Origin of the sequence: Streptomyces sp. NPDC059371 (assembly GCF_042751995.1) — a bacterium.
Taxonomy (GTDB): domain Bacteria; phylum Actinomycetota; class Actinomycetes; order Streptomycetales; family Streptomycetaceae; genus Streptomyces.
This window is the reverse complement of sequence record NZ_JBHYXD010000027.1, coordinates 40,281-63,167: the sequence shown is the minus strand read 5'-3', so window position 1 is coordinate 63,167 and position 22,887 is coordinate 40,281. Positions and strand designations below refer to the sequence as shown.

General features: G+C 71.5%; 21 protein-coding genes. 9 read left to right on the top strand and 12 right to left on the bottom strand.

What is annotated here, in order from left to right:
* Positions 1-125: 125 nt before the first annotated feature.
* Both ACFXGX_RS17915 and ACFXGX_RS17910 read right to left on the bottom strand, forming a co-directional pair.
* Positions 126-1,142 (bottom strand): ornithine cyclodeaminase family protein, encoded by a 1,017-nt coding sequence (locus ACFXGX_RS17915; protein WP_384791578.1) that lies wholly within the window; start codon positions 1,140-1,142, stop codon positions 126-128.
* Positions 1,139-2,002, bottom strand: a complete 864-nt coding sequence (locus tag ACFXGX_RS17910; RefSeq protein ID WP_384791575.1) for a PhzF family phenazine biosynthesis protein — start codon at positions 2,000-2,002, stop codon at positions 1,139-1,141. Before ACFXGX_RS17910 ends, ACFXGX_RS17915 begins: the two co-directional genes overlap by 4 nt.
* A 71-nt stretch (positions 2,003-2,073) precedes the next feature.
* On the opposite strand from ACFXGX_RS17910, the gene ACFXGX_RS17905 reads away from it, so the two are divergent.
* A complete protein-coding gene (locus ACFXGX_RS17905; protein WP_384791572.1) occupies positions 2,074-2,934 on the top strand; it encodes a LysR family transcriptional regulator in 861 nt (286 codons plus the stop codon).
* Positions 2,935-3,371: 437 nt separating this feature from the next.
* Complete coding sequence (locus tag ACFXGX_RS17900) at positions 3,372-3,821, top strand: GNAT family N-acetyltransferase (RefSeq protein ID WP_384791569.1); 450 nt, start codon at positions 3,372-3,374, stop codon at positions 3,819-3,821.
* Positions 3,822-4,119: 298 nt separating this feature from the next.
* Here the strand turns inward: ACFXGX_RS17900 and ACFXGX_RS17895 are convergent, their stop codons facing one another.
* From ACFXGX_RS17895 to ACFXGX_RS17880, 4 genes are all read right to left on the bottom strand, one after another.
* Positions 4,120-5,160: a GNAT family N-acetyltransferase gene (locus ACFXGX_RS17895; protein WP_384791566.1), complete on the bottom strand. Its 1,041-nt coding sequence runs from the start codon at positions 5,158-5,160 to the stop codon at positions 4,120-4,122.
* A gap of 92 nt (positions 5,161-5,252) precedes the next feature.
* A complete protein-coding gene (locus tag ACFXGX_RS17890; protein WP_384791563.1) occupies positions 5,253-6,224 on the bottom strand; it encodes a tetratricopeptide repeat protein in 972 nt (323 codons plus the stop codon).
* A complete protein-coding gene (locus ACFXGX_RS17885) occupies positions 6,211-7,473 on the bottom strand; it encodes an MFS transporter (protein WP_384791560.1) in 1,263 nt (420 codons plus the stop codon). The genes ACFXGX_RS17890 and ACFXGX_RS17885 overlap by 14 nt, the downstream gene beginning before the upstream one ends.
* A 56-nt stretch (positions 7,474-7,529) precedes the next feature.
* Positions 7,530-7,799 carry a hypothetical protein gene (locus tag ACFXGX_RS17880; RefSeq protein ID WP_384791557.1) on the bottom strand — a complete coding sequence of 90 codons (270 nt, stop codon included), beginning with the start codon at positions 7,797-7,799 and terminating at the stop codon, positions 7,530-7,532.
* Positions 7,800-7,987: 188 nt separating this feature from the next.
* Here ACFXGX_RS17880 and ACFXGX_RS17875 point away from each other — a divergent pair, with 188 nt between their 5' ends.
* The gene (locus ACFXGX_RS17875) at positions 7,988-8,440 is read left to right on the top strand and encodes a MarR family winged helix-turn-helix transcriptional regulator (RefSeq protein ID WP_384791554.1); all 453 of its coding nucleotides are present in this window, start codon (positions 7,988-7,990) and stop codon (positions 8,438-8,440) included.
* 306 nt (positions 8,441-8,746) lie between these two features.
* Positions 8,747-8,974 carry a LysR family transcriptional regulator gene (locus ACFXGX_RS17870; protein WP_384791551.1) on the top strand — a complete coding sequence of 76 codons (228 nt, stop codon included), beginning with the start codon at positions 8,747-8,749 and terminating at the stop codon, positions 8,972-8,974.
* A gap of 51 nt (positions 8,975-9,025) precedes the next feature.
* On the opposite strand, the gene ACFXGX_RS17865 is transcribed toward ACFXGX_RS17870, so the two are convergent.
* Positions 9,026-9,520: a GNAT family N-acetyltransferase gene (locus tag ACFXGX_RS17865; protein ID WP_384791672.1), complete on the bottom strand. Its 495-nt coding sequence runs from the start codon at positions 9,518-9,520 to the stop codon at positions 9,026-9,028.
* A 177-nt stretch (positions 9,521-9,697) separates the two neighbouring features.
* On the opposite strand from ACFXGX_RS17865, the gene ACFXGX_RS17860 reads away from it, so the two are divergent.
* The 5 genes from ACFXGX_RS17860 to ACFXGX_RS17840 all read left to right on the top strand — a co-directional run bounded on the left by ACFXGX_RS17860 (position 9,698) and on the right by ACFXGX_RS17840 (position 16,560).
* Positions 9,698-10,162 (top strand): ATP-binding protein, encoded by a 465-nt coding sequence (locus tag ACFXGX_RS17860; protein WP_384791548.1) that lies wholly within the window; start codon positions 9,698-9,700, stop codon positions 10,160-10,162.
* Positions 10,163-10,447: 285 nt separating this feature from the next.
* Complete coding sequence (locus ACFXGX_RS17855; protein WP_384791545.1) at positions 10,448-12,025, top strand: MFS transporter; 1,578 nt, start codon at positions 10,448-10,450, stop codon at positions 12,023-12,025.
* A 227-nt stretch (positions 12,026-12,252) separates the two neighbouring features.
* Positions 12,253-13,257 (top strand): threonine/serine dehydratase, encoded by a 1,005-nt coding sequence (locus ACFXGX_RS17850; protein WP_384791541.1) that lies wholly within the window; start codon positions 12,253-12,255, stop codon positions 13,255-13,257.
* A gap of 199 nt (positions 13,258-13,456) precedes the next feature.
* Entirely contained in the window at positions 13,457-16,090 is a 2,634-nt protein-coding gene (locus ACFXGX_RS17845) for a LuxR C-terminal-related transcriptional regulator (RefSeq protein WP_384791539.1), read from the top strand.
* A gap of 38 nt (positions 16,091-16,128) precedes the next feature.
* Positions 16,129-16,560 carry a hypothetical protein gene (locus tag ACFXGX_RS17840; RefSeq protein WP_384791536.1) on the top strand — a complete coding sequence of 144 codons (432 nt, stop codon included), beginning with the start codon at positions 16,129-16,131 and terminating at the stop codon, positions 16,558-16,560.
* A gap of 574 nt (positions 16,561-17,134) precedes the next feature.
* Here ACFXGX_RS17840 and ACFXGX_RS17835 read toward each other — a convergent pair.
* The 5 genes from ACFXGX_RS17835 to ACFXGX_RS17815 all read right to left on the bottom strand — a co-directional run bounded on the left by ACFXGX_RS17835 (position 17,135) and on the right by ACFXGX_RS17815 (position 22,835).
* Positions 17,135-17,806 carry a GlxA family transcriptional regulator gene (locus tag ACFXGX_RS17835; RefSeq protein WP_384791533.1) on the bottom strand — a complete coding sequence of 224 codons (672 nt, stop codon included), beginning with the start codon at positions 17,804-17,806 and terminating at the stop codon, positions 17,135-17,137.
* Positions 17,807-18,198: 392 nt separating this feature from the next.
* Entirely contained in the window at positions 18,199-19,272 is a 1,074-nt protein-coding gene (locus tag ACFXGX_RS17830) for a lipocalin-like domain-containing protein (RefSeq protein ID WP_384791530.1), read from the bottom strand.
* 57 nt (positions 19,273-19,329) lie between these two features.
* Positions 19,330-20,154: a crotonase/enoyl-CoA hydratase family protein gene (locus ACFXGX_RS17825; RefSeq protein ID WP_384791528.1), complete on the bottom strand. Its 825-nt coding sequence runs from the start codon at positions 20,152-20,154 to the stop codon at positions 19,330-19,332.
* A gap of 114 nt (positions 20,155-20,268) precedes the next feature.
* Positions 20,269-22,164, bottom strand: coding sequence for a sensor histidine kinase (locus ACFXGX_RS17820; protein WP_384791525.1), 1,896 nt, complete (start codon positions 22,162-22,164; stop codon positions 20,269-20,271).
* Entirely contained in the window at positions 22,161-22,835 is a 675-nt protein-coding gene (locus ACFXGX_RS17815; RefSeq protein WP_384791522.1) for a response regulator, read from the bottom strand. The genes ACFXGX_RS17820 and ACFXGX_RS17815 overlap by 4 nt, the downstream gene beginning before the upstream one ends.
* Between the last annotated feature and the right edge of the window lie 52 nt (positions 22,836-22,887).

Genomic DNA, 22,887 nt, shown 5'->3' with positions numbered 1-22,887 from the left:
GGATTCCTCTCGCGGTGGGGTCTGCGCCCGTACGGCCATCGGCGGCCGTCGGCGGTCGTGCGGGAGTGGGGCGTGCGGTGTCCGCCGGGGTGAGCCGTCGCCCGCTCGCGTGCCGACGGCGTTCCTCAGGCGTCCGGCCGGCGGTGCACCTCCCGCGCGTGCGCGGGAGCGGTCCCCTCGGGGGCGTGAGGGCCGGCCAGCCGGTCGAGGACGACCTCGGCGGCCGCCAGGTCCTGGACACCGAGGCCGACGAACTTGCAGACGGTGATCTCGTCGTCGCCGGCGCGTCCGGGCGCCGTGCCCGCGAGGACCTCGCCGAGCTCCGCGTGGTGTCGGCGGTCCGTCGTCGGGAGCCGCGACAAGTCCCCGTGTGTCGCGGTCAGTTCGCGGCTGTCGACCACGATCCGGTCCGCCCGCGTCAGGGCTTCGGGGCTCAGTTCCGCCTTCGTCGGATCGTCGGCGCCCACGGCGTTGACATGTGTTCCGGGCGTCAACCAGGCCGCGTGGACCAGGGGTTCGGTGCTGGAGGTCGCCGTCACCAGGACGTCGGCGCCCTCACAAGCGGCCCGCGGACCGTCCACGGCGACGACCCGCAGGTCGGGGCGCCTGGCGTGCAGCGCTTGGGCGAGGTTCTCCACCCGGGACGCGTGCCGGCCCCACACGCGTACGTCACGCAGCGGGAGTTCGTCGGCGATGGCGAGGGTCTGGAGGTAGGCCTGGGTGCCGCTGCCGACGACCCCGAGGACGTGGGAGTCGCGCCGTGCCATGGTCCGGGCGGCGAGAGCACCGGCCGCGGCCGTCCGTACGTCGGAGAGGTGGTGCTCGTCCTCAAGCAGCGCCCGGAGATCTCCCGTCTCGGCGTCGAACACCGCGACGACCCCGCTGCCGGGCGTCCCGCCGCGGCGGGCGCGCTCCAGGAACCAGGAGGCGACCTTGACGGTGAAGATCCGCCGCCCCGGCAGCCACGCCGACTTCACGTGCACATCGCCCTCACGGCCCGCCGGCGCGAACACCGCGACGGGGGAGTCGCCGAGACCGCGGCTGTAGTCGCGCAGTGCGGCGGCGACGGGTTCCAGGACGTCGGGATAGCCGACCGCGGCGCGGATCTCCCGCGGGCCGAAGTACGCGGGCCCGCCCGTCACCGGGGGAGCCCTTCGAGGCGCCCGCGGGCGACGACGGCGACCTCTCCGCCGACCCGTACCGACGTGATGTGCTCCGTCTCGCCACGGGCGCTGATCGTCATCTCGCTGGGGCGGCCGCAGTACTGCCCCTGGCGCAGCGTGCGCTCTTCGCCGTCCTCGAGGCGTCCGTGCCGGCGCAGGTAGGCGGCCACGCATCCGGCGGCGCTGCCCGTGGCCACGTCCTCGACGACGCCGTCGTTGTTCCAGTGCCGCCCCTCCAGACCGTCGGCGTCCAGGAGATAGGCGAACTGCGCTCCGAGCCCGGCCAGTCGCCGCCCGATGTCGGAGGTGATCCGGGCCCGCGCCAGCGCTCCGGGACGTACGGGCACGATCAGGTACCGCAGTCCCGTCGAGACGATCTCGGGCCGCAGTTCCGTGTGGAGGTCCGCCTCGTCCAGGGAGAACCAGGAGGCCACGTCATCCGGCTCGGGCCGGCCGAGGAAGTGTGGAGCGCCCTGGTCGAGGACGCTCGCGTACCGGCCGGGGCCGCGGTGCTCGGTGACCACCTCGACGGTGCGCGCCTTCAGCTCCAGCGACCAGGTCCGGCTGCCGTCGCCGCCCGCCAGGGCGTGCAGGACGCTCGCCGCTCCGATGACGGGGTGCCCGGCGAAATCCAGTTCCTCGGCGAGGTCGAAGACCCGGGCCCGCCACGTGTCGTCCCGGCCTTCCCCCTGTTCCAGGAAGATGGATTCGAAGTGCCGCATTTCCTCGGTGATCCGCTGCATTTGGGAGCCGCTCAGACCTGCCGCGCCGGGAAATACGGTAAGACTGTTCCCGCTGAAGGGCGTTCCGCTGAAGACGTCGACATGAAAGTAGTGCATACAACGACGCTACCCAGGGGCCGAAAGGAACGGAACCCTCCCCATGAACAGAGGGGGCATAGCATGTCGTTATGGCCCCCGATCTCGAGACCGCACTGCTGCGTGCTTTTGTGAGTTCCGTACGGTCCGGAAGCATCAGCCGTGCCGCCGCGGCCCTGGGTCACAGTCAGCCCGCGCTCAGCAGCCAGTTGCGGCGGCTCGAACGCACGGTGGGCCGACGGCTGTTGGACCGCGGCACGACGGGCGTGTCGCTGACCAAGGCCGGAGAGGTGTTCCTGCCCTACGCCGAACGCATTCTGTCCCTCTCGGCCCAGGCCGTCGCGGCGGCCGGCCCGGACGTGGCCGGACACTGCGGCATCGGGCTGATGGAGGACTTCGTCACGCCGTCCCTGGTCGAGGCGCTCGGCGACTTCAGTGCCCTGCACCCGGACGCGACACTGGAACTGGTCACCGGTCCCGGCCCACTGATGAAACAGGCCCTCGCCGAGGGACGTGTCCAACTGGTCCTGTGCGACCCGTTCTACCTGGCCCAGACGCCCCGCTGGACGGCCCGCCTGCCGCTGACCTGGTCCGCGGCACCCGATCTCGACAGGGACCAGGATCCGCTGCCGCTCGTCCTCTTCTCCCAGCCGTGCCGCTGGCGGGCACCGGTCCTCGACGCCCTGGAGAGCGCGGGCCGCCGGTGGCGGATCGTCTTCGAGAGCACCGCCATGAGCGGGGTGCAGGCCGCGGTGCGGGCGGGCCTCGGCGCCACCGCGCTGCTCCCCGCGAACGTGGAGCCGGGCACCGCGGTCGAGGGACTGCCCGCGCTGCCCGATGTCGAGGTCGCCCTCGTCCGCTCCGCCGGCAGGGACGGCGACCCGCTCCTCCAAGCGGTGGAAGACCTGCTGCGCGCCCTGACCATGCCCCGGGCGGACTCGGGACCGCGGTAGCGGAATCCCGGCTGAAAACACGTCAGGACAGAGGCCGTGCCGGCACCGAAGCCATCAGACACCCGACCTCCCCGACCGGCCCGGCCCGTCCTGTCCCGGATATAGGCAGCAATTACTCACGTCCGCCCGGCAGCCTCACGCTTCAATGAATTCCGCCCGGCCGCGAGAAGCGGAAAACACGCTCCGCGCCGGGCAATTCACGGCCTTGCGCCGGGCAGATCGCGGCCCGGCGACAGCGGCCTCGACGGACGACCCCAGACGAACGAGTGGCCGCTACTCAGGCCCCCGAGGCGCCGGCAGGGCATTCTTGCCGGTGACATGAAGACCACCGACCCGAAAGAACGGCCGTGATGCGTTTCTGGACCACCCTCGTGGCACACACGGAACGGCGAGCCGGACGCTCCGTCGACCCAAGCGTCTTTCTCAGCGAACTGGACATGGCCGACACACGTACGGCAGCCGGGGTGCATCAGGTCGGCCGGCGCTCGTACGCGGTGGAGGCCGAACTGATCGGCTTCGACGGCATACCAGCCCTCACCGAGACGCTGGAAGAGATGCGGGCGCAGCCGTTGCGCTGGCTCGGGATGGTCACACATGACGGCCGGATCGCCGCCTTCGTGGCCTGGCGACGACTGGCCGGGGCAGACGGCATCGACATCGACCGCGTCTGCGTCGACCCGGAATGGTTCCGCCGCGGGTTGGCACGGAAGATGCTGGACCACCTGCTGGCTCAACTGGCCCCCGGCGACAAGGCGCTGGTCAGCACCGGCGCGGACAACCGGCCCGCCATCGCCCTCTACGAACGGCTCGGCTTCACCCGTGTCGGCACCGTCCAGCCGGCCCCCGGCCTGCTCCTGGCCGAATTCCGGCTCGTACGCGGCTGCTGAGCACACTTCGTCGAGTCTGTCCGCAGGTCATGGGCTACCGCGGGACGCGTTCCTCAACCAGGTGCAGCCGACCGGCTGCGCGGCATTCCACTCCTCCGCGAGGCCGGGATCGACGAGCGCGAATCCCGCGCCCAGGCAGCACCCGAGTGCCCTGCCGTTGTCCGGGCACACCCGCAGGAAGACATCGTCGAAGCCCGCTCCGACGGCCCGCGCGAGCAGTCCCGCCGCACGCGCTCACCCCGGTCCACTTCCCTGCCGTCCGGCCGGCCGCCACCGACGTCGGCATGGGGTAGAGCGCCTATGACCACGGACCTGAGGACTCCGCCGGATGGGCATCCGGCTGGACCGTCCGCACGAATCGTCGCTGGAGCGCGAACGTCTTGTCCGCCTGGTAGCCGAGGCGTTCGTAGAGGCCGAGGGCGCCTGTCGGGGAGTTCGCGTCGACTTCGAGGGATGTGCTGTCGTAGCCGTTCTCGCCCGCCACGCGGAGCGTGTGCGCGAGCAGGGCGGAGGCGATACCCCGGCCGCGGCCCGCGCGGGCGGTGCCGACGACGGAGACGTACAGGTCTCGCTGCCCGGTGAGCTTCTCCTGCGCCTCGAACTCCTCGCACAGCACGATCGCCAGCGGTTCGCCGCGCTCGCAGGCGATGAAGCTGTTGGCAGGGCGGAAGGCCCGGCCGCCGGTGAACTGCGCCCAGGTCTCCTCCGTGGCGGGCGTGCTGCCGAAGTGGTCCCGGAACGAGTCGTTGCGGACAGCACGCGCGTCCTCCGAGCGCTCCGCGCCGACCGCGTGAAACGCCACGCCCGCCGGTGCCGGAGACGCCGGCATCACGGCGAGCGCGGCACGTAGCCTGGGCACGACCATGTGATGCGTCCAGCAGACCTGCTCGTAGCCGCGCGCCCGGAACAACTCGACGGCCGTTGCGTTGTCCATGGCGCAGCTGTCCATCAGTGCCAGCGGTGCGCCGGGGAAGCGCTCCTTGTGCAGCAGCGAGGCCGCCCGCTCCGCCCAGTCGAGCAGACGAGTGCCGATGCCCAGGCCCCGGTACTCCGGGTCCACACCGCCCAGTTGCCAGAAGTCGTGAAAGGGCTCCGCCGAGGTCCGCGCCTTCATCCAGTGGTGGCCGACCATACGTTCGCCGTCCCACGCGGCCATGCTGCCGCGCGCCATGTCGACGTAGGAGTCCGTGAAGCGCTGCGCCAGCTCCGCCTCGGACGGGTGTCTTCCGTCGTTGTCCACCGCTTCGATCGCCTGACGCAGGCGCAGCCATGCGGGCAGGTCCGGTCGGTCGATCGGACGCCAGGTGAACCCCGGAGCAGCCTCGGTACTCGTATGCATGAAGGCAACCGTAACTCTCTGTGATACTCCCGCGTGAACGTGGTGGCTCCCCAGGATGAGGGGGCGAGCCGTTCGGAGGAGGACCCCAGGCCTCAATCGCCCTGGACGGCAAGCCGGTTGAGTGCTCCTCGGGCCGCGCTCAGAGTGGGGTGCGTCGCGTGGACCCTGCGGTGCAGAAGCTCGACGACGCGCGCGTACAGCGCTCGAGAACGGCCGAGGTCGCCGCGGGCCTCGCTGACTGCCGCCAAGTTCACCAGGGTCGGTGCCAGGTCGGGATGGTCCGTGCCCAGCAGGTGCTCCTTGAGGCGCAGGGCGTCGGTGTAGGACGAGCCGGCCGTGTCGAGTTCGCCGCGGCGGTGTTGGACGGCGGCGAGGTTGTGCAGGGTCACGGCCACGTCGTAGCTGTCGGGGCCGAAGACGTCCTGGAACACGGCGAGAGCCTGGCGCAGCCGGCCCTCGGCCTCCTCAAGACGTCCGCATCCCTCCAGCAGAGCGGCCCAGGCCGCCGCGTCGAGGGCCGTGAGAACGTGGTCAGGACCGTGCAGCCGGGTACGGATCTCCACCGAGCGGGCGGCCCACGGTTCCCCGCCCCGCGCGTCACCGCGCGCATGGGCGAGCCCTCCGAGGTTGTGGCACACCATGGCCACGGTGTCGTGGTCCGGCCCGAACGCCTCCTCGTAGATCTCCAGCGCCCGCAGGTAGCGCCCCCTGGCGGCCTCGAAGTCCCCGGTGTACTTGCCCAGGACACCCCACTCGTTGCACAGCCACGCCACGGTCGGCGACGAGGAACCGGTGGCGCTCTCCGCCGCGGCGAGCGTCGACGACAGCAGCAGTTCGGCGTGCCGGTATCTGCCCCGCATCCGCCAGGCGGTGGCCAGCATGCCGCGTACCTCGATGTCCCGCACCCCGAAGAGCCCCGTACGCAGGGCACGTGCCGAGGAGGGGTCGGCGTCGAGCGCGGCGCGCAGCAGTTCCTCCGCCTCGTTCGCCCGGCCCACCTCCAGCGCGCGCTCGGCGGCTTCCACGGCCGTCCGCAGGGCGGGACCGTGTTCACGGCCGGTCATCCGGAGCTCCTTCGGGGAGAATGCGGGCAACGCCCAGCGCACCCAGCGCGGTTACGCCGAGAACAGCGGCCGAGACGGCGAAGAACAGCCGTACGGAGCCGGCCCCCAGCAGTGTTGCGGTGGCCAGCGCACCGATCGCGAAGCCGCCCGTCCACGCCAGGGTGTGGGCTCCGTTGTAGCGTCCGGCCAGTCCCGGGGGCGCCAGGTCGTTGACCAGCGCGGTGACGACCGGCATGTAGGCGATCTCCCCGAGGGCGAACATCACGGCCGCCGCGAGCAGGCTTGCGATACCCGGGGCCGGGGCCGCGTCCATGGCGACGATCGCCCAGGCCCCGGCCATACAGGCGGCTCCTCCCGCGAGAACGACCGGCCGGGGAAACCGCGTCAGAACACGCTGGGCGGGAACCTGGACGAGCACGACGACGAGCATGTTCGCGGTGAACACCCACCCGAGGCCGTCGACATCATGCGTCAGCACCGACACGGCCGGCAGGCCGATCTGAAGCTGAGCGAACCCGGCCGCCACCACCAGCAGCACGAAGACGAACACCCGGCGCATGGCCGGATCGCGGGCAACCGCCGCGTAGCCCTGATCCGAGGACCCGGGGCCGTGCCGGTCCGGAAGGTGCTCGGCCGCGGCGTGCGCCCGGGCGCGGACTTCGATGCTCCGGCGGCGCCCGGCCACCCGGCCCACCAGCGCCGCCAGCACGACGAACGAGACCGCGTCGAGCGCGTACACCCAGCGCAGTCCGCCGACGGTTCCGAAGACGCCGAGCACGGCGGCCGCACCGGCGACACCGAGCATCGCCCCGGTGGTCACGACGGTGTTGCGCCAGGAGAACGCCTTCTCCCGGGCGTTCTCGGGCACCGAGCGGGCCAGCAACGCGTCCAGCGCCGGCGCCAGTGCCGTCGCCGCGCCCGTACCGGCGACGGCCGCCACCACCGCGGGCGCCACGACGCCCCCGCGGACGCAGGCCATGACAGCGGCGGCGGCAGCGGCGGCCGCGGCGACCCCGGTGACGGTACGGGCCGCCCCGTACCGGTCACTGAGCGCGCCTCCCGCCACGGCCCCGGCCACGGCGGCCAGCGAGCGGACCACGAGAACCGCTCCGACCTGACCGCCGGACAGGCCGCAGACGTCGTTGAGGTAGACGACCAGATAGGGGAATGTCGCCCCGGAACCGACGTTGGAGAGGAACTCGCCGAGGAGCACCAGCATGGCGACGGGCGGGAATCCCGCCGCCGGCACGCCGAGTCCGAACGGAGTTCTTCCCCTGGTCCGTGTCCCGAGGCCGCCCATCCCCGCTACTCGCCGGCCTCGCCGAGCGGGGCGTGGTGGAGCACGATCTGGTTGTGGTTGCCGCCGATCGCCCCGGCACGACGCGTCGCACCCGCCTCGACGTCCTTCGGCGCCGGCTCGGAGGCCCGCACGCCGCCGTCGACGACGATCTCGTTGTGGTTGGTCCAGACGATCTCGTTGTGGTTCATCGACCCGGCGGCGAAGCCCTGTTCGGGGCTCTCGTCGAGGTCGACGGTCACGACGATCTCGTTGTGGTTGTACGAACCGGTCTTCATGGAAAAGCTCCTTTCGATGTCCGCCGATGCGGATGCCCCGACGTTAGGCAGCCGTCCCCACCGCCCGGCTGAGCAAGCGCTACTCATCTCGCCGACCACGCAGGCGCGGTGCCGGGAGTTTTCGGCACGGCTTCGGAGACCGGTAGGGTCGGCCACGAGCGCGGAGAGTGACGGAGAGGGGGCGTGCGATGCCCACGCACTACGACGGGAGCGCCCGCGAGAAGCGGTCGCTGGACCTCTTCATCAAACTGATCCGGGCAGCCGCCTCGGTGGAGGCGCGCACCAGCGGCCCCCTGCTCGCCTCCGGGCTCACGACGAGCCAGTTCGGCGCCCTGGAGACCCTCTACTACGTCGGCCCGCTGCCTGCCGGACGCCTGGCCGAGAAGCACCTGAAGAGCCCGAACAACTTCACCGTCGTCATCTCCAACCTGGAGAAACAAGGCCTGGTCCGCCGCGAGAAGTCCCCCCATGACCGTCGCGTGGTCATGGTCGAGCTCACCGAGTCCGGGCGCGCGGCGGTGGAGGAGACCATGCCCGCCTACGTCCGGGCCATCGCCGACGACCTGGACCGCCTCTCGGTCCACGAGCAGGGTCAACTCGCCGACCTGCTGCGCAAGGTGGGACGCCCCGACGCCGAGTAGAGCTGTGCGAGGGTGCGAACCCTCGGGTCTCATCGAGCTCGTCCGCCACCCGTAGCGGCCGGTCCGGAGGGGCTCGTCCGCCACCCGCGGTGGCCGGTGAGGCCGGTCCGCTGGTGAGCACCGGATACTCATCCTCGCGACAAGGCCACCTGCCAGGCTGCTGTCCGGAATAGAGAGTGCCCTGGCGCGGCCGGTATCAAAGAGCCGGTGTCAAAGACTCGCCGCTCGGCCGCAGTCCGCTCCGCAACCGCCGGAAACAGCGCCTGGATCCTCCCGCACTCTCGTCGAGCTGTCCGGAGGGCTTCCGTGGTCAGCGATGAACAACGGGAAATACTGCACGCGTTGGAACGCGAGGGGACGCTGTCGCGGGCCGCCGGTGCGCTGAGGATGACACCACTGGCGGTGTGCCGGCGACTGGCCGAGCTGGAAACGGCACTCGGCCATGCCGTACTCCAGCCCTACGGCCGCCACATCCGGCTCACCCGAGCCGCCAGCAGGCTCGCACAAGAGCTCGCTCAGGCCGGCGAACGGTAGCCACCCGGCCGAAGAGCCGTTAATCCGGACCGAGTTGGCGGCGTGCCCGGCTCAGGCCAGGGGTTTGTGCATCACGATGCAGGGCCGGCCCAACTGGATGTCGCGGCGGCGGTCGATCTCCCGCCAGCCGAGTGAACTCCAAAAGGCCGAGGCCGAGGGGTTGTTCTCCAGAACGGCGATCCTGAGACCGTCCCGCCCCTGACGACGGAACCGCTCCTCGACAGCCGCCACGAGCAGCCGGCCGACGCCCCGGCGGCGCCGGCCTCCGTGCACGATCAGCAGCCCGATCCAGGGATACCCGTCCTTGGGGTGCCGGTCCAGCAGACAGACCAGTCCGACGGCCCGGCCCCCGGCGTCACGGGCGAGCAGGACATGACCCCCGTCGCCCCCGGCCTCCTCGCGCAGATCGGCTTCGACCTGTTCGGGTGCGATGCGCTCGGGGTCGTACTCACCGGAGCCGCGACAGTACTCGGGGTTGCTCGCGTAGATGCCGACGACCTCGGCGATCTCGTCCGGCGTGAACCCCATCGGGGTGAGAGTCGGCATGATCACGCGGCAAGGGTAACCAGGTCCGCACACGGTCCGAGCCCGTACGCAGGGCGAGAAGCCCGGCCCCCCCGCCGGCTCGGCCGCGCGGTTTGAGTACCGCTTTCTCAGTCGGAAAGGGGCGCACGGCCGTTTCCTGGAAGAGTCGCACAGCAGCTCTCCGAGGTCGTGATCACCATGACGTGCCCCACCATCACCGCCGACTCGCCGCGGACTCTCCTCGTCTCCCCGACGGCCGGAGCGTCGTCGGGGAGCGAGACGTCGGGCGATTGGCGACTGGTCCTGGAGCACGGTCCGCAGGCGCCTGCGTCCGCGCGCAGCGCGGCACGCAGGGTGATGCGCGCCTGGGGCGTCCACGAGGAAACGGTGGACGACGTCCTGATGGTCGTCTCCGAGTTTGTGACGAACGCGGTCCACTACGCCGAGCCGCCGATCGCGGTGAACCTGGGCCACTGTGACGATCAGGCCGTTCTGGTCTCGGTCACCGACGGTGGCCCCCGCGCCGTCGAGGACCAGTACGGCGCCGACCGCCCCGCCGACGAGCACGGCCGCGGCACCCACATCGTGGACGCCCTGGCCGTGGACGCCGGTGCCGCCGCCGGCGACGGGCTGGTCAGCCACTGGGCGGTCGTGAGCCCTTGAACCGGGCGCCGTGAGCCGCGACGCTGCGATGCCGTGACGGCGCGACTCCGCGACGGCGCAGGAGCCGAGATCCTTCGGCTCCCCGCCCGCCAGGCTCCTCCACAGACTTTCCCGCCGCCCGCCGGGCTCCTCCACGGCCCCCGCCCACCAAGGCTCAGCGGCATTGAGTGCGCGTTACTCATTCCCCGCGAGAGGGCCACCGGCAGGCTGGTGAACAGCACGAATCCACGAATCGGCATTGCCCAGCCGATCATCCGTCTCGGATCATTCGTCCAAGGAACTCTCGTGAACGGGCTCACCCCCTCAGACCATCCCGACGGCCCGGCGCCCGCCGTGCGTCACGGCGCGGTACTGCTCGTGACCTGTCTGGCACTGGCGACCGTCGTCTCGGCGATGGCCTCGCTGAACGTGGCCCTGCCCGGTATCGCCCGTGACACCCACGCCGACCAGACCCAGCTGTCGTGGATCATCGACGCCTACAGCCTGGTCTTCGCCGCACTGCTGCTCCTCGCGGCGACCCTGGGCGACCGTTTCGGCCGCCGCAAGGCGCTGCTCGGCGGCCTGGCGACCTTCGCCGGAGTCTCCCTGGCCGCCACGTTCACCACGGATCCCGTCGTCCTGATCGTCCTGCGCGGCGTGCTGGGTGTGGCAGCGGCCTTCATCATGCCGGCGACGCTGTCCACCATCACCAGCACCTTCCCGCGCACACAGCAGGCACGGGCGGTCAGCATCTGGGCCGCCGTGGCCGGGGCCAGCGCGGTCCTGGGCCTGCTGGCCTCCGGCGCCGCCCTCGAACTGTGGTCCTGGCGCTCGGTGTTCTGGCTGAACGTCGTCCTGGCGGGCGTGGCGCTGATCGGCACCTACCGCTTCGTCCCGGAGTCGGCGCAGCCCGACAACCGGCGCATCGACGTGGTCGGCGCGGTCCTGACCGTGCTGGGCCTGGGCGTGCTGGTCTTCTCGGTCATCCAGGCGCCGGAGCACGGCTGGGGGAGCCCGCGCACCCTGGTGGGCATCGCCGCCGGCCTGGTGGTGCTGGGCGTGTTCGTGGCGTGGGAGCTGCGCCATCCGCACCCCCTGCTGGACCCGAGGCTGTTCCGGCGTATGCCGTTCGCGGCCGGATCGCTGTCGATCACGCTGCAGTTCTTCGCCTTCTTCGGATTCATCTTCGTCGTCATGCAGTATCTGCAGCTCGTACGGGGTGACAGTGCCCTGGTGGCCGCGGTGAGCGTGCTGCCGATGTCCGCGGCGATGATCCCCAGCGCTCGCCTGAGCCCGCGTCTCGTCGCCCGAAGGGGCGCCCGCGGCCCCTGGAGCGTGGGACTGCTCCTGGTCGCCACGGGCCTGTTCGTCATGGCACGGCTGGACGCCGACAGCTCGTACTGGCTGCTCGTCAGCGGGCTCGTGCCGCTGGGCGCGGGGATGGGACTGGCCATGGCCCCCGCCACCGCCGCCATCACGGACGCGCTGCCGCCGCACCTGCAGAACGTCGGCTCCGCCGTCAACGACCTGTCCCGGGAACTGGGCGGCGCGCTGGGTATCGCGGTGCTGGGCAGCGTCCTGAGCGCCGGATACCGCAGCCACCTCGACGTCGGCGCGGTCCCCGCCCCGGTCGCGGACGCCGCCCGTTCCTCCCTCGCGGCAGCCGCCCAGGTGGGGCAGAGCACGGGAAACCTGTCGCTGGTGGACCAGGCGCGGGACGCCTTCGCCTCCGGCATGCACCTCGCCATGGTCAGCGGCGGCGTCGCCGCCCTTGTGGCCGCCGTGGTCGTCGCCCTCCTGCTGCGGCGCACCGTCAAGAGCCACACCGTGGCCGGTCACCCGCAGGCCGACGCGGCCGGCCAGACCGCGCGCTCGGCCCGGTAGCGGGCCGCACCGGCCACCGGGCCGCACCGGCCACCGGGCCGCACCGGCCACCGGGCCGCACCGGCCACCGGGCCGCACCGGCCACCGGGCCGCACCGGCCACCGGGCCGTGCGGACACCACCGGGCCGTGGGGACACGCGCCCCCACCGGACGCCGGACGCGCGGCCCAGGTCCCCGGACGAGCCCGACCGAAGGTCATTTCCGTTCTGGAGGGACGAGGCCCAGCCATGACTGTCCTGACGTTCAACGACATCTACGCCGCCCGCCAACGCCTTGAGCCCGTCATCACCCGCACACCGCTGCTCGCCGCGCCATGGGCCTCCTGCGGACACCGCTCACTGCTCCTGAAGCCCGAGAACCTGCAGGTCACCGGCTCGTTCAAAATCCGAGGTGTCTGCAATTTCCTCCTGCGGCTGCCTGATGTCCAAAAGGCACGAGGGGTCGTCGCGGGCTCGAACGGAAACCACGGCAGAGCCCTCGCCCACGCGGCCCGCCGGGAAGGTGTGAAGGCCACGGTCGTCATGCCCTCCGCCACATCCGAAGCGACGATCGACAGCGTCACCGGACAAGGCGCCGAGGTCCGGCTGGCACCGGCGGGGGACTGCGCCCGCGTCGCCGAGCAGCTCGCCGAGGAACACGGCCACGTGCTCGTCCCGCCCTTCGACGATCTCGACATCATCGCCGGCCAGGCGACGATCGGCCTCGAGATCGCCGAGGAGGCCGTGGCCCTGGGCCTGGACGTCGCCACCGTGCTGGTGCCGGTCGGCGGAGGCGGGCTGATCTCAGGGGTCGCGGCCGCGCTGAAGCTCACCCGCCCCGGCATCAAAGTGGTGGGCGTCGAGCCCGAACTCGCGGCGGACGCCCAGGAGAGCCTGCACCGCGGACGGCGGGTGTCCTGGCCGACCGAACGCGTCGGCCGCACCATGGCCGACAGGCTGAGCACGACCACCGTCGGACAGCTCGCCTTCGAGCACCTGCGGGCGTTCGTCGACGACATCGTCACCGTCACCGAGGACGAGATCGCCTCCAGCGTGGTCCTGCTGGCACGGCACGCCGACATGACGGTCGAACCGTCCGCGGCGGTCACCGCGGCGGCACACCTCTACCACGAGCACGACCTCCCGGCCGCCGGCAAACAGGTGGCCGTGATCAGCGGCCGGAACATCGACCCCGCACTCTTCGCGCGGCTGCGCGAAGAACTCCCCCTGCCTTTCCACAACTGCACCGGCTGAACCGCCGCCGGACCCTAAAGCGGGACGCCGAACCGCCGCCGGGCCCAAAAAATAGGACCAGGGCGACGCCGGATGCCGCGCGTATGATGGAGAGTCCGGGAATGATCCGAGTGCGACCGGACAATCCCCGACGGCGGACCCCACATTGCTGCGAGGACGTTCGAGGATGAAAAAAATCGGCGCCGGACAACAACCTCTCGTGGGACGCATCACCGAACTGGCCCTTTACAACGAGGCACTGGCCGATCCCGGGGGGCGGGGTTTCTCGATCCACGGCCCTCAGGGCGTAGGGAAATCCAGACTCGCCGACGAATGCCTTCACATCGGCGCGTCGAAGGGCTGGAACATCGTCCGGGCGACCGCCACACAAGGCGCTTCGGCCGTCCCCTTCGGAGCCCTCGCCCACATCATCCCGGCAGGCACGACCGCCGCCGACGTCACGGGCGTGTTCACCGCCATCGCATCGGAAATCGAGGGAGGGAGAACGAAGAGAACGAAGGGGACTCTCTTCCTCGTCGAGGACATTCCCCTGCTGGACCAGTCCTCCCTCATCATCCTCCAACGCCTTTCGGACGCCGGGAAAATATTCCTTCTGTCGACCGCACGCGACGGCCAACCGGCAACCCAGGACGCCCGGTCGCTGACCGCCGGATTCGGATTCCGCCAGGTAAATCTCAAGAACCTCGACCAGGAGGGAACCCACCATCTCCTCGAGTCGATGCTCGACGGGCCCGTCAGCCGGAGAACGTCGTACGAGATATATCTGAAGAGCGCGGGAAATCCCCTCTTCCTGCGTGAACTCGTCATCGCCGCACTGGACGCCCGGACCATGCACGACGACGGCGAGGTCTGGGAACTGGCGCCCGCCGCGCAGCCGGAGACGACCACACCGCACCTGGCCGAACTGGTCGAGACGAGACTCTCCGCCCTCTCGGCCCCCGCACGCACCCTCCTCGAGGCGGTCTCCCTCTGCGGCACCATCACCCCGGGCAGCCTCCTGTCCGAGACGGAGCGGGACGAAGCCCTGCTGGAACTCGAAGCCGAAGACCTGGCACACGTCTCCCTCGACAGACGCCGCACCCGCATCGACCTGACACACCCGATCTACGGCGAAGCGCTCCAGGCGAACATGCCCGCCTTCAAACGCCGACGGCTCTACCTCAACCAGGCCCAGGCCCTGACAGCACACGGCCTGCGGCGGCGCGGAGACTTCTTCCGCTCCGTCGCCTGGCAGGTCGAGGCCACCGGCACCGCCGAGACCGGACAACTGCTCGCCGCCGCCCGCATCGCCCAGGACACCCACAGCTACGACCGGGCCGTGCAACTGCTGGAGGCGGTGCCGCAGGAGGAGAGAGACGCCGCCTGCCTGCTGCTCCTCGGCCACTGCCTCGCGCAGGCCGGCCGCACCGACGAGGTGGAAGCGGTCCTCGTACAGGCCCAGAAGCTGGCGGCGGGCGAGGACGAGATCCTCGACGTCGCCTTCACCCGGGTGCAGAACCTGTTCTGGGTACAGGGACACCAGGCCGAGGCCCTGAAAGTGATCGAACAGGCGGCCCGGCACGCCCACAGCCCGTCCGCGAAGTTCCGCATCCGCTCCGCCGAGGCGACCATCCGCATCGCCTGCGGCGACCCCCAGGCCGGCCTCGACGCCCTGGGCGAGACCGGGTACGAGGCCGACGACCCGGCGGACGTCAACGTGCTGCTCCTCAGCCTCATGTACAAGTCCCCGGGGCTGACGATGACCGGCCGCACCGCCGAAGCCATCACGACCGCCGAGACCGCCTACGACGTCCACCTCAAACATCACGACCAGGCCCTCTACCTGCACCCCGCGGCCCAGCGCAACGGCCTGGTCTTCGCCCTCGCCGAGGCCGGCCGGCTGGACGAGGCACGCACCGTCGGCGACCTCGCCCTCACCGAACTCATGGCGGCACGCGCGCACGTGCCGCACGTCTGGACGGCACTGCAACTCGCCCGCGCCGAATGGCTCGCGGGCCACCCCCGCTCCGCACGCCACTGGTACGCGGAAGCGATCGCTCTAGGCCGCCCGCTCGGACAGACCCTCGCCATGCGCCCCGCTCTGTGCGGGCTCGCGGCCGCCGCCGCGCAGGTGAACGACAACGACGCCGCCGAGAAGGCACTGGCCGAGGCACACCAGTACCCGCGCGTCGGCCTGTTCGTGGGCGAGGACGACCTCGCCACGGCCTGGCTGCACGCGGCCGCGGGCCGGCTCGAGGCCGCCCGCGAGGTGCTCATCGAGGCGGCCCTGCTGGCCCGGGACGCGGGAGTCGTCAGCTCGGAGGCCGCGCTGCTCACCGATGTCGCCCGACTGGGCGGGCCCCGGCAGGTGGTGGAGCGGATCACCCACCTCGCGCGGACCAGCGACTCGCCCTTCACCCATGCCCGGGCCGCCTATGTGACCGAGCTGGCCGGCGGAGACGCCAAGGCCCTCGAATCCGTGTCGCGGTCCTTCGAGGAGATGGGCGCGGTCCTGCTGGCGGCCGAGGCCTCCGCGGCGGCGGCCGCGGGATGGAAGCGTGCCGGCGAGACCCGTAAAGCCACCGCGGCGGCCAACCGTACGGGCCTGCTCGCGGCGCAGTGCGAGGGCGCCCGCACCCCCCTGCTGACCACAGCCCCCGAACCGGCGGCGGCGTTGACGCCCCGCGAGCGCGACATCGCACTCCTGACCGGCTCGGGCGCCTCGGCACAGGAAGTCGCCGACGCGCTGTCCATCTCCCGCCGGACCGTGGAGAACCACCTGTACAACATCTACGGGAAGCTCGGCGTGTCCACGCGCGCGGAACTCAAGAAGGCCCTGAACCCGAAGACTTGAGCCGACGGCGGGCCGGCGATGCCACGGTCCTACCGCGTATGGCGGTTCAGGTCCTGGCAGGCATGAAGGAGGTCGTGCCGCGCGTTCAGGAGATGGGCCGTGACGCCGGGATCCTGTTCGGACTGTCTCGACTGCGCGGCCGCCGCGGCGGTCTGCACGACGAGGCCGCGGACGGCTTCCACCAGATGGGGAACCCACAGCTGGTACAGGCGCCGGTCGGTGGGCAGGGGAAGGCGGATGTGCGTTCGCTGCCGAGCATGGACCAGCCATCGCCTCGTCGGCAGATTCCCTGTGATCGGGGACAGACGGTGCCGGGTGGAGAAGGACAACCTCCGCCGCCACACATCGGCTTGCGGACCCGGGAACCGCAGCATGTCGTCGTCGAAGCCGAGGAGGGCGTCGATGAGAACACCGGCCCATTGACGCAGATGATCCGCCTGGACGGGCGGCCGCTCGGTTCGTCCGGCTGACTGCTGAGCGGTCCACCACAACTGGTAGCGCGCCGCGGCGTCCACGTCGCACGCCTCTCCATGGGGCCGGGCGTGGCACGTACGGGAGTGAGCGGAGGATGTCCTGACAGATGTCCTGACGGTGGTGGTCATGTCTGCGAATTTTCCTCACGGTTGGGGGATCAAGGAGGAGTGAGCCAAGGAGGAGTGAGCCGAGGAGGAGTGAGCCGAGGGGCGCGGGCCGGCGGGCCGGGACGCCAGGTCATCCGGCGGTCGGATGCGACGTACTGCCGTACAGGGCAGCCGAGTTGAGCTCGTGCGGGCGAGGCGGTCGTGTCTCGCCCAGCTTCTTCCTGGGCGGGACACGACCACCTGGGCGCGACGGTCCCGTCCCCACGGGAGGCCGTCACATGAACCGGGAGCCCTGGCCACCGCTCATGGCCGACTCACGGAACCTGGTTCCACGGTCGGCCACCAGCGAGGTGAGCGCGTGAGTAAACAGTGCTCACCGGCGCGCGGACGGTCGTGGCGCGGGGACGCCGGGACCGTCCGCGCCTCTGCTGTCGTCCCCGAAAGGTCTTTCAGCGGGCGCGGGTCACCGGCCGGTGTGCAGCCTGCGGACGCTGCCCGCGTCCCGGTAGCCCACGCGGTGGGCGATGTCCTCGGCCGGCAGTGAGGTCGTCGCGCGAAGATGCGTCGCCCGCTCCGCGCGCAGGGCGCGCAGGAAGGCGTACGGAGAGGTCCCCAGTCCTTCCTTCACGTGGCGTTCCAGGGTGCGGCGGGTCACTTTGAGGGCGAGTGCGGCGTCGGCCACCCCGACCTGAAGGTGCAGGTGCGTGCGCGCCCATGCCTCGAAGTCGTTCACCAGCCGGTCCTGGTCGTGAAGGTGGTCGGTGAACGCGGTCACGCTCGGCGTGGGCCGTTGGTCGATCAGGAGTGCCTGAGCGGTCTCGGAGGCCAGCCGCGGACTGATCCGTGCGACCAGGTTCAGCGCGAGGTCGATATGAGCGAACGCCGCACCGGCGGTGACGATGGCGCCGTCCCGTACCACCATGCGGTCCATGTCCAGCGTGACCTTCGGATAGCGCTGGACGAACAGGTCACGCAGCCACCACGTGGTCGTCGCGGAGCGGCCGTCGAGCAGTCCGGCCTCGGCGAGCAGGAAGGTGCTCGTGCAGGCGGCGGCGGCAAGGCCGCCGTCCGCGGTCCACCGGTGCAGAGCGGAACGAACGCTGCGGATCTGGGGGCGCATGAGCGCGTCGACCATGGTCGCCGGGCTCTGTGCGCCGAGCGCCGGACGAGCAGCAGATCGATTCCCGCCGCGGCCGCGTCCTCCAGGGGGCGTGCTCCGGCCACGAGGAGTCCGCCTGCCGTGGTGATCGGGGTACCGCCGGGTGTCAGGAGCACGCACTCCAGGCCGGGAAGCCCGGGATCCACGCGCTCACGTGCGGCGTGGGCGGTCCGCAGGACGTCGAGTACCGAGGTCAGTCCGGAGTCCCAGCATCCGTCGACCGCCACCACACCGAATCGCATGGCATGCCCCCTCTCCTCGCACCGGCCCTGGTGTCCCGCACCCGGATGGCGGGTGCCGATCAGGTGCCGATCCTGCGCCCGCGACGGTCGTGGGGCGTCCGGCGCGGATCACGGTACCGTCCGAGGTCAGGCCTGATGGCCGATGACCGGGATGGCCTCCCGCGCGGGCGGCTGCCGCAGGGGCGCGAAGTGGAGGAGCTCCCACAGGGCCCTGGCCCGGAGCGTCTCGGTGCCGTCGGCGCTGGCACGGTGCAGAGACGCGGTGCCCAGGAACCGGTGGTAGGCACCCGCCTGCCCGAAGTCGAGATGGAACACGTCCTGCTCGTGGTCGAAGGCCACGGTGTACCGGTGGGACCCGTTCGACACGTGGTATTCGAGGTGCGAGCCGACCGGAACGCGCGTCGCGGGGCGCACACGGACGTCCCGTTCGGTGAACGACACCGCGTCGGCACCGACCGCGGAGACTTTGACCTCGTTCTCCTGCACGACGAGCACCGCGGGCAGCGGAACCTTTCCGAACCGCTCGTGGCTCACGAACATGAGCGTGACCACGGTGTGGTCGCCGATCCGAGCCCGCCCCCAGTACCAGTGATCCAGCACCTTGCGCGGCGCGATGTTGCCCCAGTTGTGGTCGTGGTAGCCGTCGCCCCTGACCCTGCGCACCGTGCCGCCGACGTCGAGGCGACCGTGCACGTCGCCTCGGGCCACCATGGGCAGCCAGGCGATGTAGTGCTCTTCCTCGGGGCCGAAGAAGGCGTGCCCGGTGGCCGGACGCCAGGGCGGAACCCGGGCGGTGAGCCGGAGGTCCAGTTCGACGTCCTCGATCTCGACATGGATGGCGTAGCCGTCCGGTCCGCCCCGGAACGTGTTGCGGCCGATGACGACATCACAGCCTTCGGCGGACGCCGAGAAGTCGCCGGGTTCCCCTGTGAAGGTCTTGTCGGTCCGGGTCCCGTCGGGACCGGTCACGGTGAGCAGGACGAAGGGGGTGAGCGGTGCCTTCGGGGAGACGAACGGGGGTTTCGTGTGGAACTCCACCGTCAGTGTGGTCCCGTCGTCGAGATGGGCGTCGCAGTACCACCACTCGAACGTTCCGGCGGAGGGGTCGGTCCGCAGCCCGTCCTCCCAGTCCTGGACGACACCGGGTGTCAGGGCCAGCCTTTGGTAGTGCCGTGGCTGGTCACCGATGAGTGCGTGCATGTGCTTCCTTACGTTCGCGGGCGGGAGCCGTCGGCGGCCGGGGTGTTCCGCGGCCGGTCAGGCGCCTCGGAAGACGGGTGCCCTGCGCTCGATCAGGGAGGCGACGCCTTCCGCGGCGTCGCCCGTGGCGAAGAGTCGCGGGCCCACGTCGCCGCGCAGGGCGGCCGCCGACCTCGCGATGTGCCCGGCCAGAACGGTGCGCGCGTCGGCCAGGGTGGCCTGCACCGCGAGCGGGGCCTGGGCCGCGATCCGGTGCGCGAGTTCCAGAGCCCGGTCCAGGTGCTCACCGGCGGGGACCACCTCCTGCACCAGTCCGATGCGCCAGGCCTCCTGCGCGTCGAACTCGTCACCGGTGAGGAGGTAGCGCATGGCGTTGCCCCAGCCGACCCGCTCGGGGAGACGGATCGTCGCGCCGCCGAGCGCGACGATGCCCCGGCTCACCTCCTGCTGTCCGAAGACGGTGTCCGCGGCGGCGACGCATATCTCGCTGTTGAGGACGAGTTCAAGGCCCGCGGTGAAGCAGCGTCCGTGAACCGCCGTGACGACAGGCTTGCCGGCGGGAGCCCGGTACAGACCCCAGGGGTCCCGCCCGTCTTCGGGAAGGACGCTGTCGTCACCTGTCGCCAGCCGTGGGGCCAAGGACGCGAGGTCGAGCCCGCCGGTGAAGTGTTTTCCGTGGCCGTGGAGGACCGCGACGCGCAGCCCGGGATCGTCCGACAGCAGGGTCAGGGCGTGCGACAACTGGGCGACCATGTCCGCGTCCAGGGCGTTGGCCTTCTCCGGTCGGTTGAGCGCGACGCGCAGCACGGGACCGTCCCGCTCGACCAGCACTTTCGCGGTGGGGCTGTTCTCGCCGGCCGCTGCCGGCTGTGTGGGTGCCATGGCTTCACCGTAGGAAGCGCGGGGCGGGAGAAAGCGACATGCGGGCGGGAGCCTGCGACAACCCTGCCACGGGCGGAGGGCTTCGGGCCCCTGCCGGGACACGGACCGCGCCGCTCAGCTCCAGGGCGTCTCGGCCGCGGGGATGACGAGGGGCAGATCGGCGGTGACGGTGGCGCCGTCGGGGGTGGTGTCGATGGTGAGGGTGCCCCCGATCTCCTCGACGCGCTCGTGCATGGACTGGATGCCCACACCGGGTGTCCACGGCACGGTGCACCGGCCGCTGTCGGTGACGGTCACGCGCAGGAGCGCGGGGTCCGTGAGCCGCACGGTGAGGCGGGCGGTGGTGCCGTCGGAGTGCCGGGCGATGTTGGTCATGGCCTCCACCGCCACCCGGTACGCGGCCACTTCGACGGCCGCCGGGAGCGGCGGCAGCCGTGGGGGAGCGTCGACCGTGACCGTCAGAGCCCGGTCGTCCGCAGCGCACAGCGGGGCGATGCGCTGGCGTACGGCGTCGACGAGGCCGAGTTCGTCGAGGGCCCGAGGCCGCAGGCCGTAGACGATCCGGCGGATCTCGGTGATCGCGTCGCCGATGTCGGCGCGCAGCCCGCGCAACGTCTCCACGGCACGCTCCGGGTCGGCGGCGATGAGGTTGACGGCCGCGTCGGTGGTGTAGGCGATGCCGGTCAGGGCCGGGCCGAGACCGTCGTGCAGATCCCGGCGCATCCGGCGGCGTTCTTCTTCGAGCGCGGTCACCACCCGGCCGCGGGAGACGCGCAGTTGCTCGCTCAGCCGCGCGGCGTGCAGGGCCTGGGCGAGCGGGACCGCCACGAGTTCGAGCACCGCCGTCGCGGCCTGGGGCAGCCGCAGGTGTCCGGGCGGGAGGCACACGACAAGGTCGCCCACGGGGTCGGCCCCCGCGCTCAGGGCGATGTGCGTGGTGTGGCCGTCGTCCATGGTGCCCGCCATGCCGACCGTGGTTCCCTCCTGGCGCAGGGCGATGCCGGGCACCCCGAGGGTGGAGCGCAGGGTACGCAGCCACCTCGGGGGCGGGGCGCCCGCGGTGAGATCCGTACCGAGCCGGGTCAGCGTCTCGACCGGGTCAGCGGACCTGCCGAACAGCATCTCGTCCATGCTCGCCTCGACCTGCCGCTTCACGGGCTGGTACCCGGCGGCTATCGCGGCCGCCAGCAGGGCCGATACCCCTTTGCCGGGCCGGGCTCCCACCGCCAGTTCCCAGACCGCCGCGACCCCCTCGTACACGGCCGCGCTCAGCGAGAGCATCACGATCAGGACGGTCGCCCCGCGGATGACGACGCGTACGTCGGCCCGGCGCGGCGCGATGAGCGCGACGGTGACGGCGAGGAGGAGCGGCAGCGACACCGCGCTCGTGATGACGGCGGAGGGTACGGGGCCCACGGGCAGGGAGTTCTCGACGGCGAACTGGAGCATGCCGGCCAGCGTCGTCGCGGCGGCGCCCAGCACCAGCCACAGAACGCGGCGCCGGTCGTCCCCGGCCGTGAGCTCGAAGAGCACCCAGGTTCCCGCGAGCATCACGGTCCCGGCGGCGACGATCGCCGGCACCTGAGCGGTCTTCACACCGGCCGCCGCGGCGACCGCGCATCCGGCGCCGGTGACGACGACGGCCGCGTCGGCGCAGGACAGCAGTGGGGACCGCGGCCGTTCCGGGACGACGCGCAGGGCCGCCAGGGGCAGGCCCACGGCCGCCGCCAGGACGACGAGGAGCACGGCGAGTACGTGGGCACCCGCGGCGAGCGCGAGCGGGGCGGCCAGCAGACCGCCCGCGGAGGCGCCGAGGAACGGGACCGCCGCCGCGCCGGGGAGCCGGGCGATGACCGTCCCGCAGCAGAGCGCCAGGAACGTGCCGACGATCACCGCCCAGATCACCCACTGCTCGGAGGCGGGGGAGGGCGGCACAAGACCGAGGGAGGCCAGGTCCGCGGCCGAGAGGAGCGCGAGGAGAGCACAGGCGCTCAGCGCCCGTACCGTCATGGTCCCGCCTCCGGCGCACCGCCGCCCAGCCCGTGTTCCCGGGCCATGATCACCGCCTCGGTCCGGCCGCTCACGCCCAGCTTCAGGAAGATCGCGGACAGCCGGTTCGACACGGTCTTCTCGGCCAGCGACAAGTCGGCCGCCACCCGGGCGTTGGTGTACCCCCGGGCCAGGCGGTCGAGCACCTCCCGCTCGCGGTCGGTCAGTTCGGGGAAGGGGACGGCCGGCGCGGGCGCGGGGGAGAGACGGCCGAGGAGGCGTGCCGCGACCCCGGGCGTGATCACGTACTGCCCGGCCGCGACCGCGCGCAGCGTGGTCAGGATCTCCTCCTGCTGGGCGCCCTTGAGGAGGTAGCCGTGGGCGCCGGCGCGCATCGCGGACATCACCGTCTCGTCGTCCTCGAACATGGTGACCACGAGCACCGCCACGTCCGGCAGCAGGGCGGTCATCCGCCGGGTCGCCTCGACGCCGTCCAGCTCGGGCATCTGAAGGTCCATCACGACCACGTCGGGCCGGCTCAACTGGGCCTCCCGGACGGCCTCTTCGCCGTTCGCCGCCTCCGCCACCACCTCCACGCCGTCCAGCGAGGCCAGCAGCGCGCTCATACCGCGTCGTACGACGGGATGGTCGTCGGCGATGAGCACCCGGATCGGGCCGGCGGGGGAGGTCATGCCCCGATGATGGCCGACGGGTCTCCCGGCCGGGAGGGTTCACGGTCCCCGC

Excerpts from the sequence above, each read along its gene's own strand:
- ACFXGX_RS17910 (WP_384791575.1), bottom strand. The coding sequence starts at position 2,002 with ATGCACTACTTTCATGTCGACGTCTTCAGCGGAACGCCCTTCAGCGGG.
- ACFXGX_RS17905 (WP_384791572.1), top strand. The coding sequence starts at position 2,074 with ATGGCCCCCGATCTCGAGACCGCACTGCTGCGTGCTTTTGTGAGTTCC.
- ACFXGX_RS17900 (WP_384791569.1), top strand. The coding sequence starts at position 3,372 with ATGGCCGACACACGTACGGCAGCCGGGGTGCATCAGGTCGGCCGGCGC.
- ACFXGX_RS17895 (WP_384791566.1), bottom strand. The coding sequence starts at position 5,160 with ATGCATACGAGTACCGAGGCTGCTCCGGGGTTCACCTGGCGTCCGATC.
- ACFXGX_RS17890 (WP_384791563.1), bottom strand. The coding sequence starts at position 6,224 with ATGACCGGCCGTGAACACGGTCCCGCCCTGCGGACGGCCGTGGAAGCC.
- ACFXGX_RS17880 (WP_384791557.1), bottom strand. The coding sequence starts at position 7,799 with ATGAAGACCGGTTCGTACAACCACAACGAGATCGTCGTGACCGTCGAC.
- ACFXGX_RS17875 (WP_384791554.1), top strand. The coding sequence starts at position 7,988 with ATGCCCACGCACTACGACGGGAGCGCCCGCGAGAAGCGGTCGCTGGAC.
- ACFXGX_RS17865 (WP_384791672.1), bottom strand. The coding sequence starts at position 9,520 with ATGCCGACTCTCACCCCGATGGGGTTCACGCCGGACGAGATCGCCGAG.
- ACFXGX_RS17860 (WP_384791548.1), top strand. The coding sequence starts at position 9,698 with ATGACGTGCCCCACCATCACCGCCGACTCGCCGCGGACTCTCCTCGTC.
- ACFXGX_RS17850 (WP_384791541.1), top strand. The coding sequence starts at position 12,253 with ATGACTGTCCTGACGTTCAACGACATCTACGCCGCCCGCCAACGCCTT.
- ACFXGX_RS17840 (WP_384791536.1), top strand. The coding sequence starts at position 16,129 with ATGGCGGTTCAGGTCCTGGCAGGCATGAAGGAGGTCGTGCCGCGCGTT.
- ACFXGX_RS17835 (WP_384791533.1), bottom strand. The coding sequence starts at position 17,806 with ATGGTCGACGCGCTCATGCGCCCCCAGATCCGCAGCGTTCGTTCCGCT.
- ACFXGX_RS17830 (WP_384791530.1), bottom strand. The coding sequence starts at position 19,272 with ATGCACGCACTCATCGGTGACCAGCCACGGCACTACCAAAGGCTGGCC.
- ACFXGX_RS17825 (WP_384791528.1), bottom strand. The coding sequence starts at position 20,154 with ATGGCACCCACACAGCCGGCAGCGGCCGGCGAGAACAGCCCCACCGCG.
- ACFXGX_RS17820 (WP_384791525.1), bottom strand. The coding sequence starts at position 22,164 with ATGACGGTACGGGCGCTGAGCGCCTGTGCTCTCCTCGCGCTCCTCTCG.
- ACFXGX_RS17815 (WP_384791522.1), bottom strand. The coding sequence starts at position 22,835 with ATGACCTCCCCCGCCGGCCCGATCCGGGTGCTCATCGCCGACGACCAT.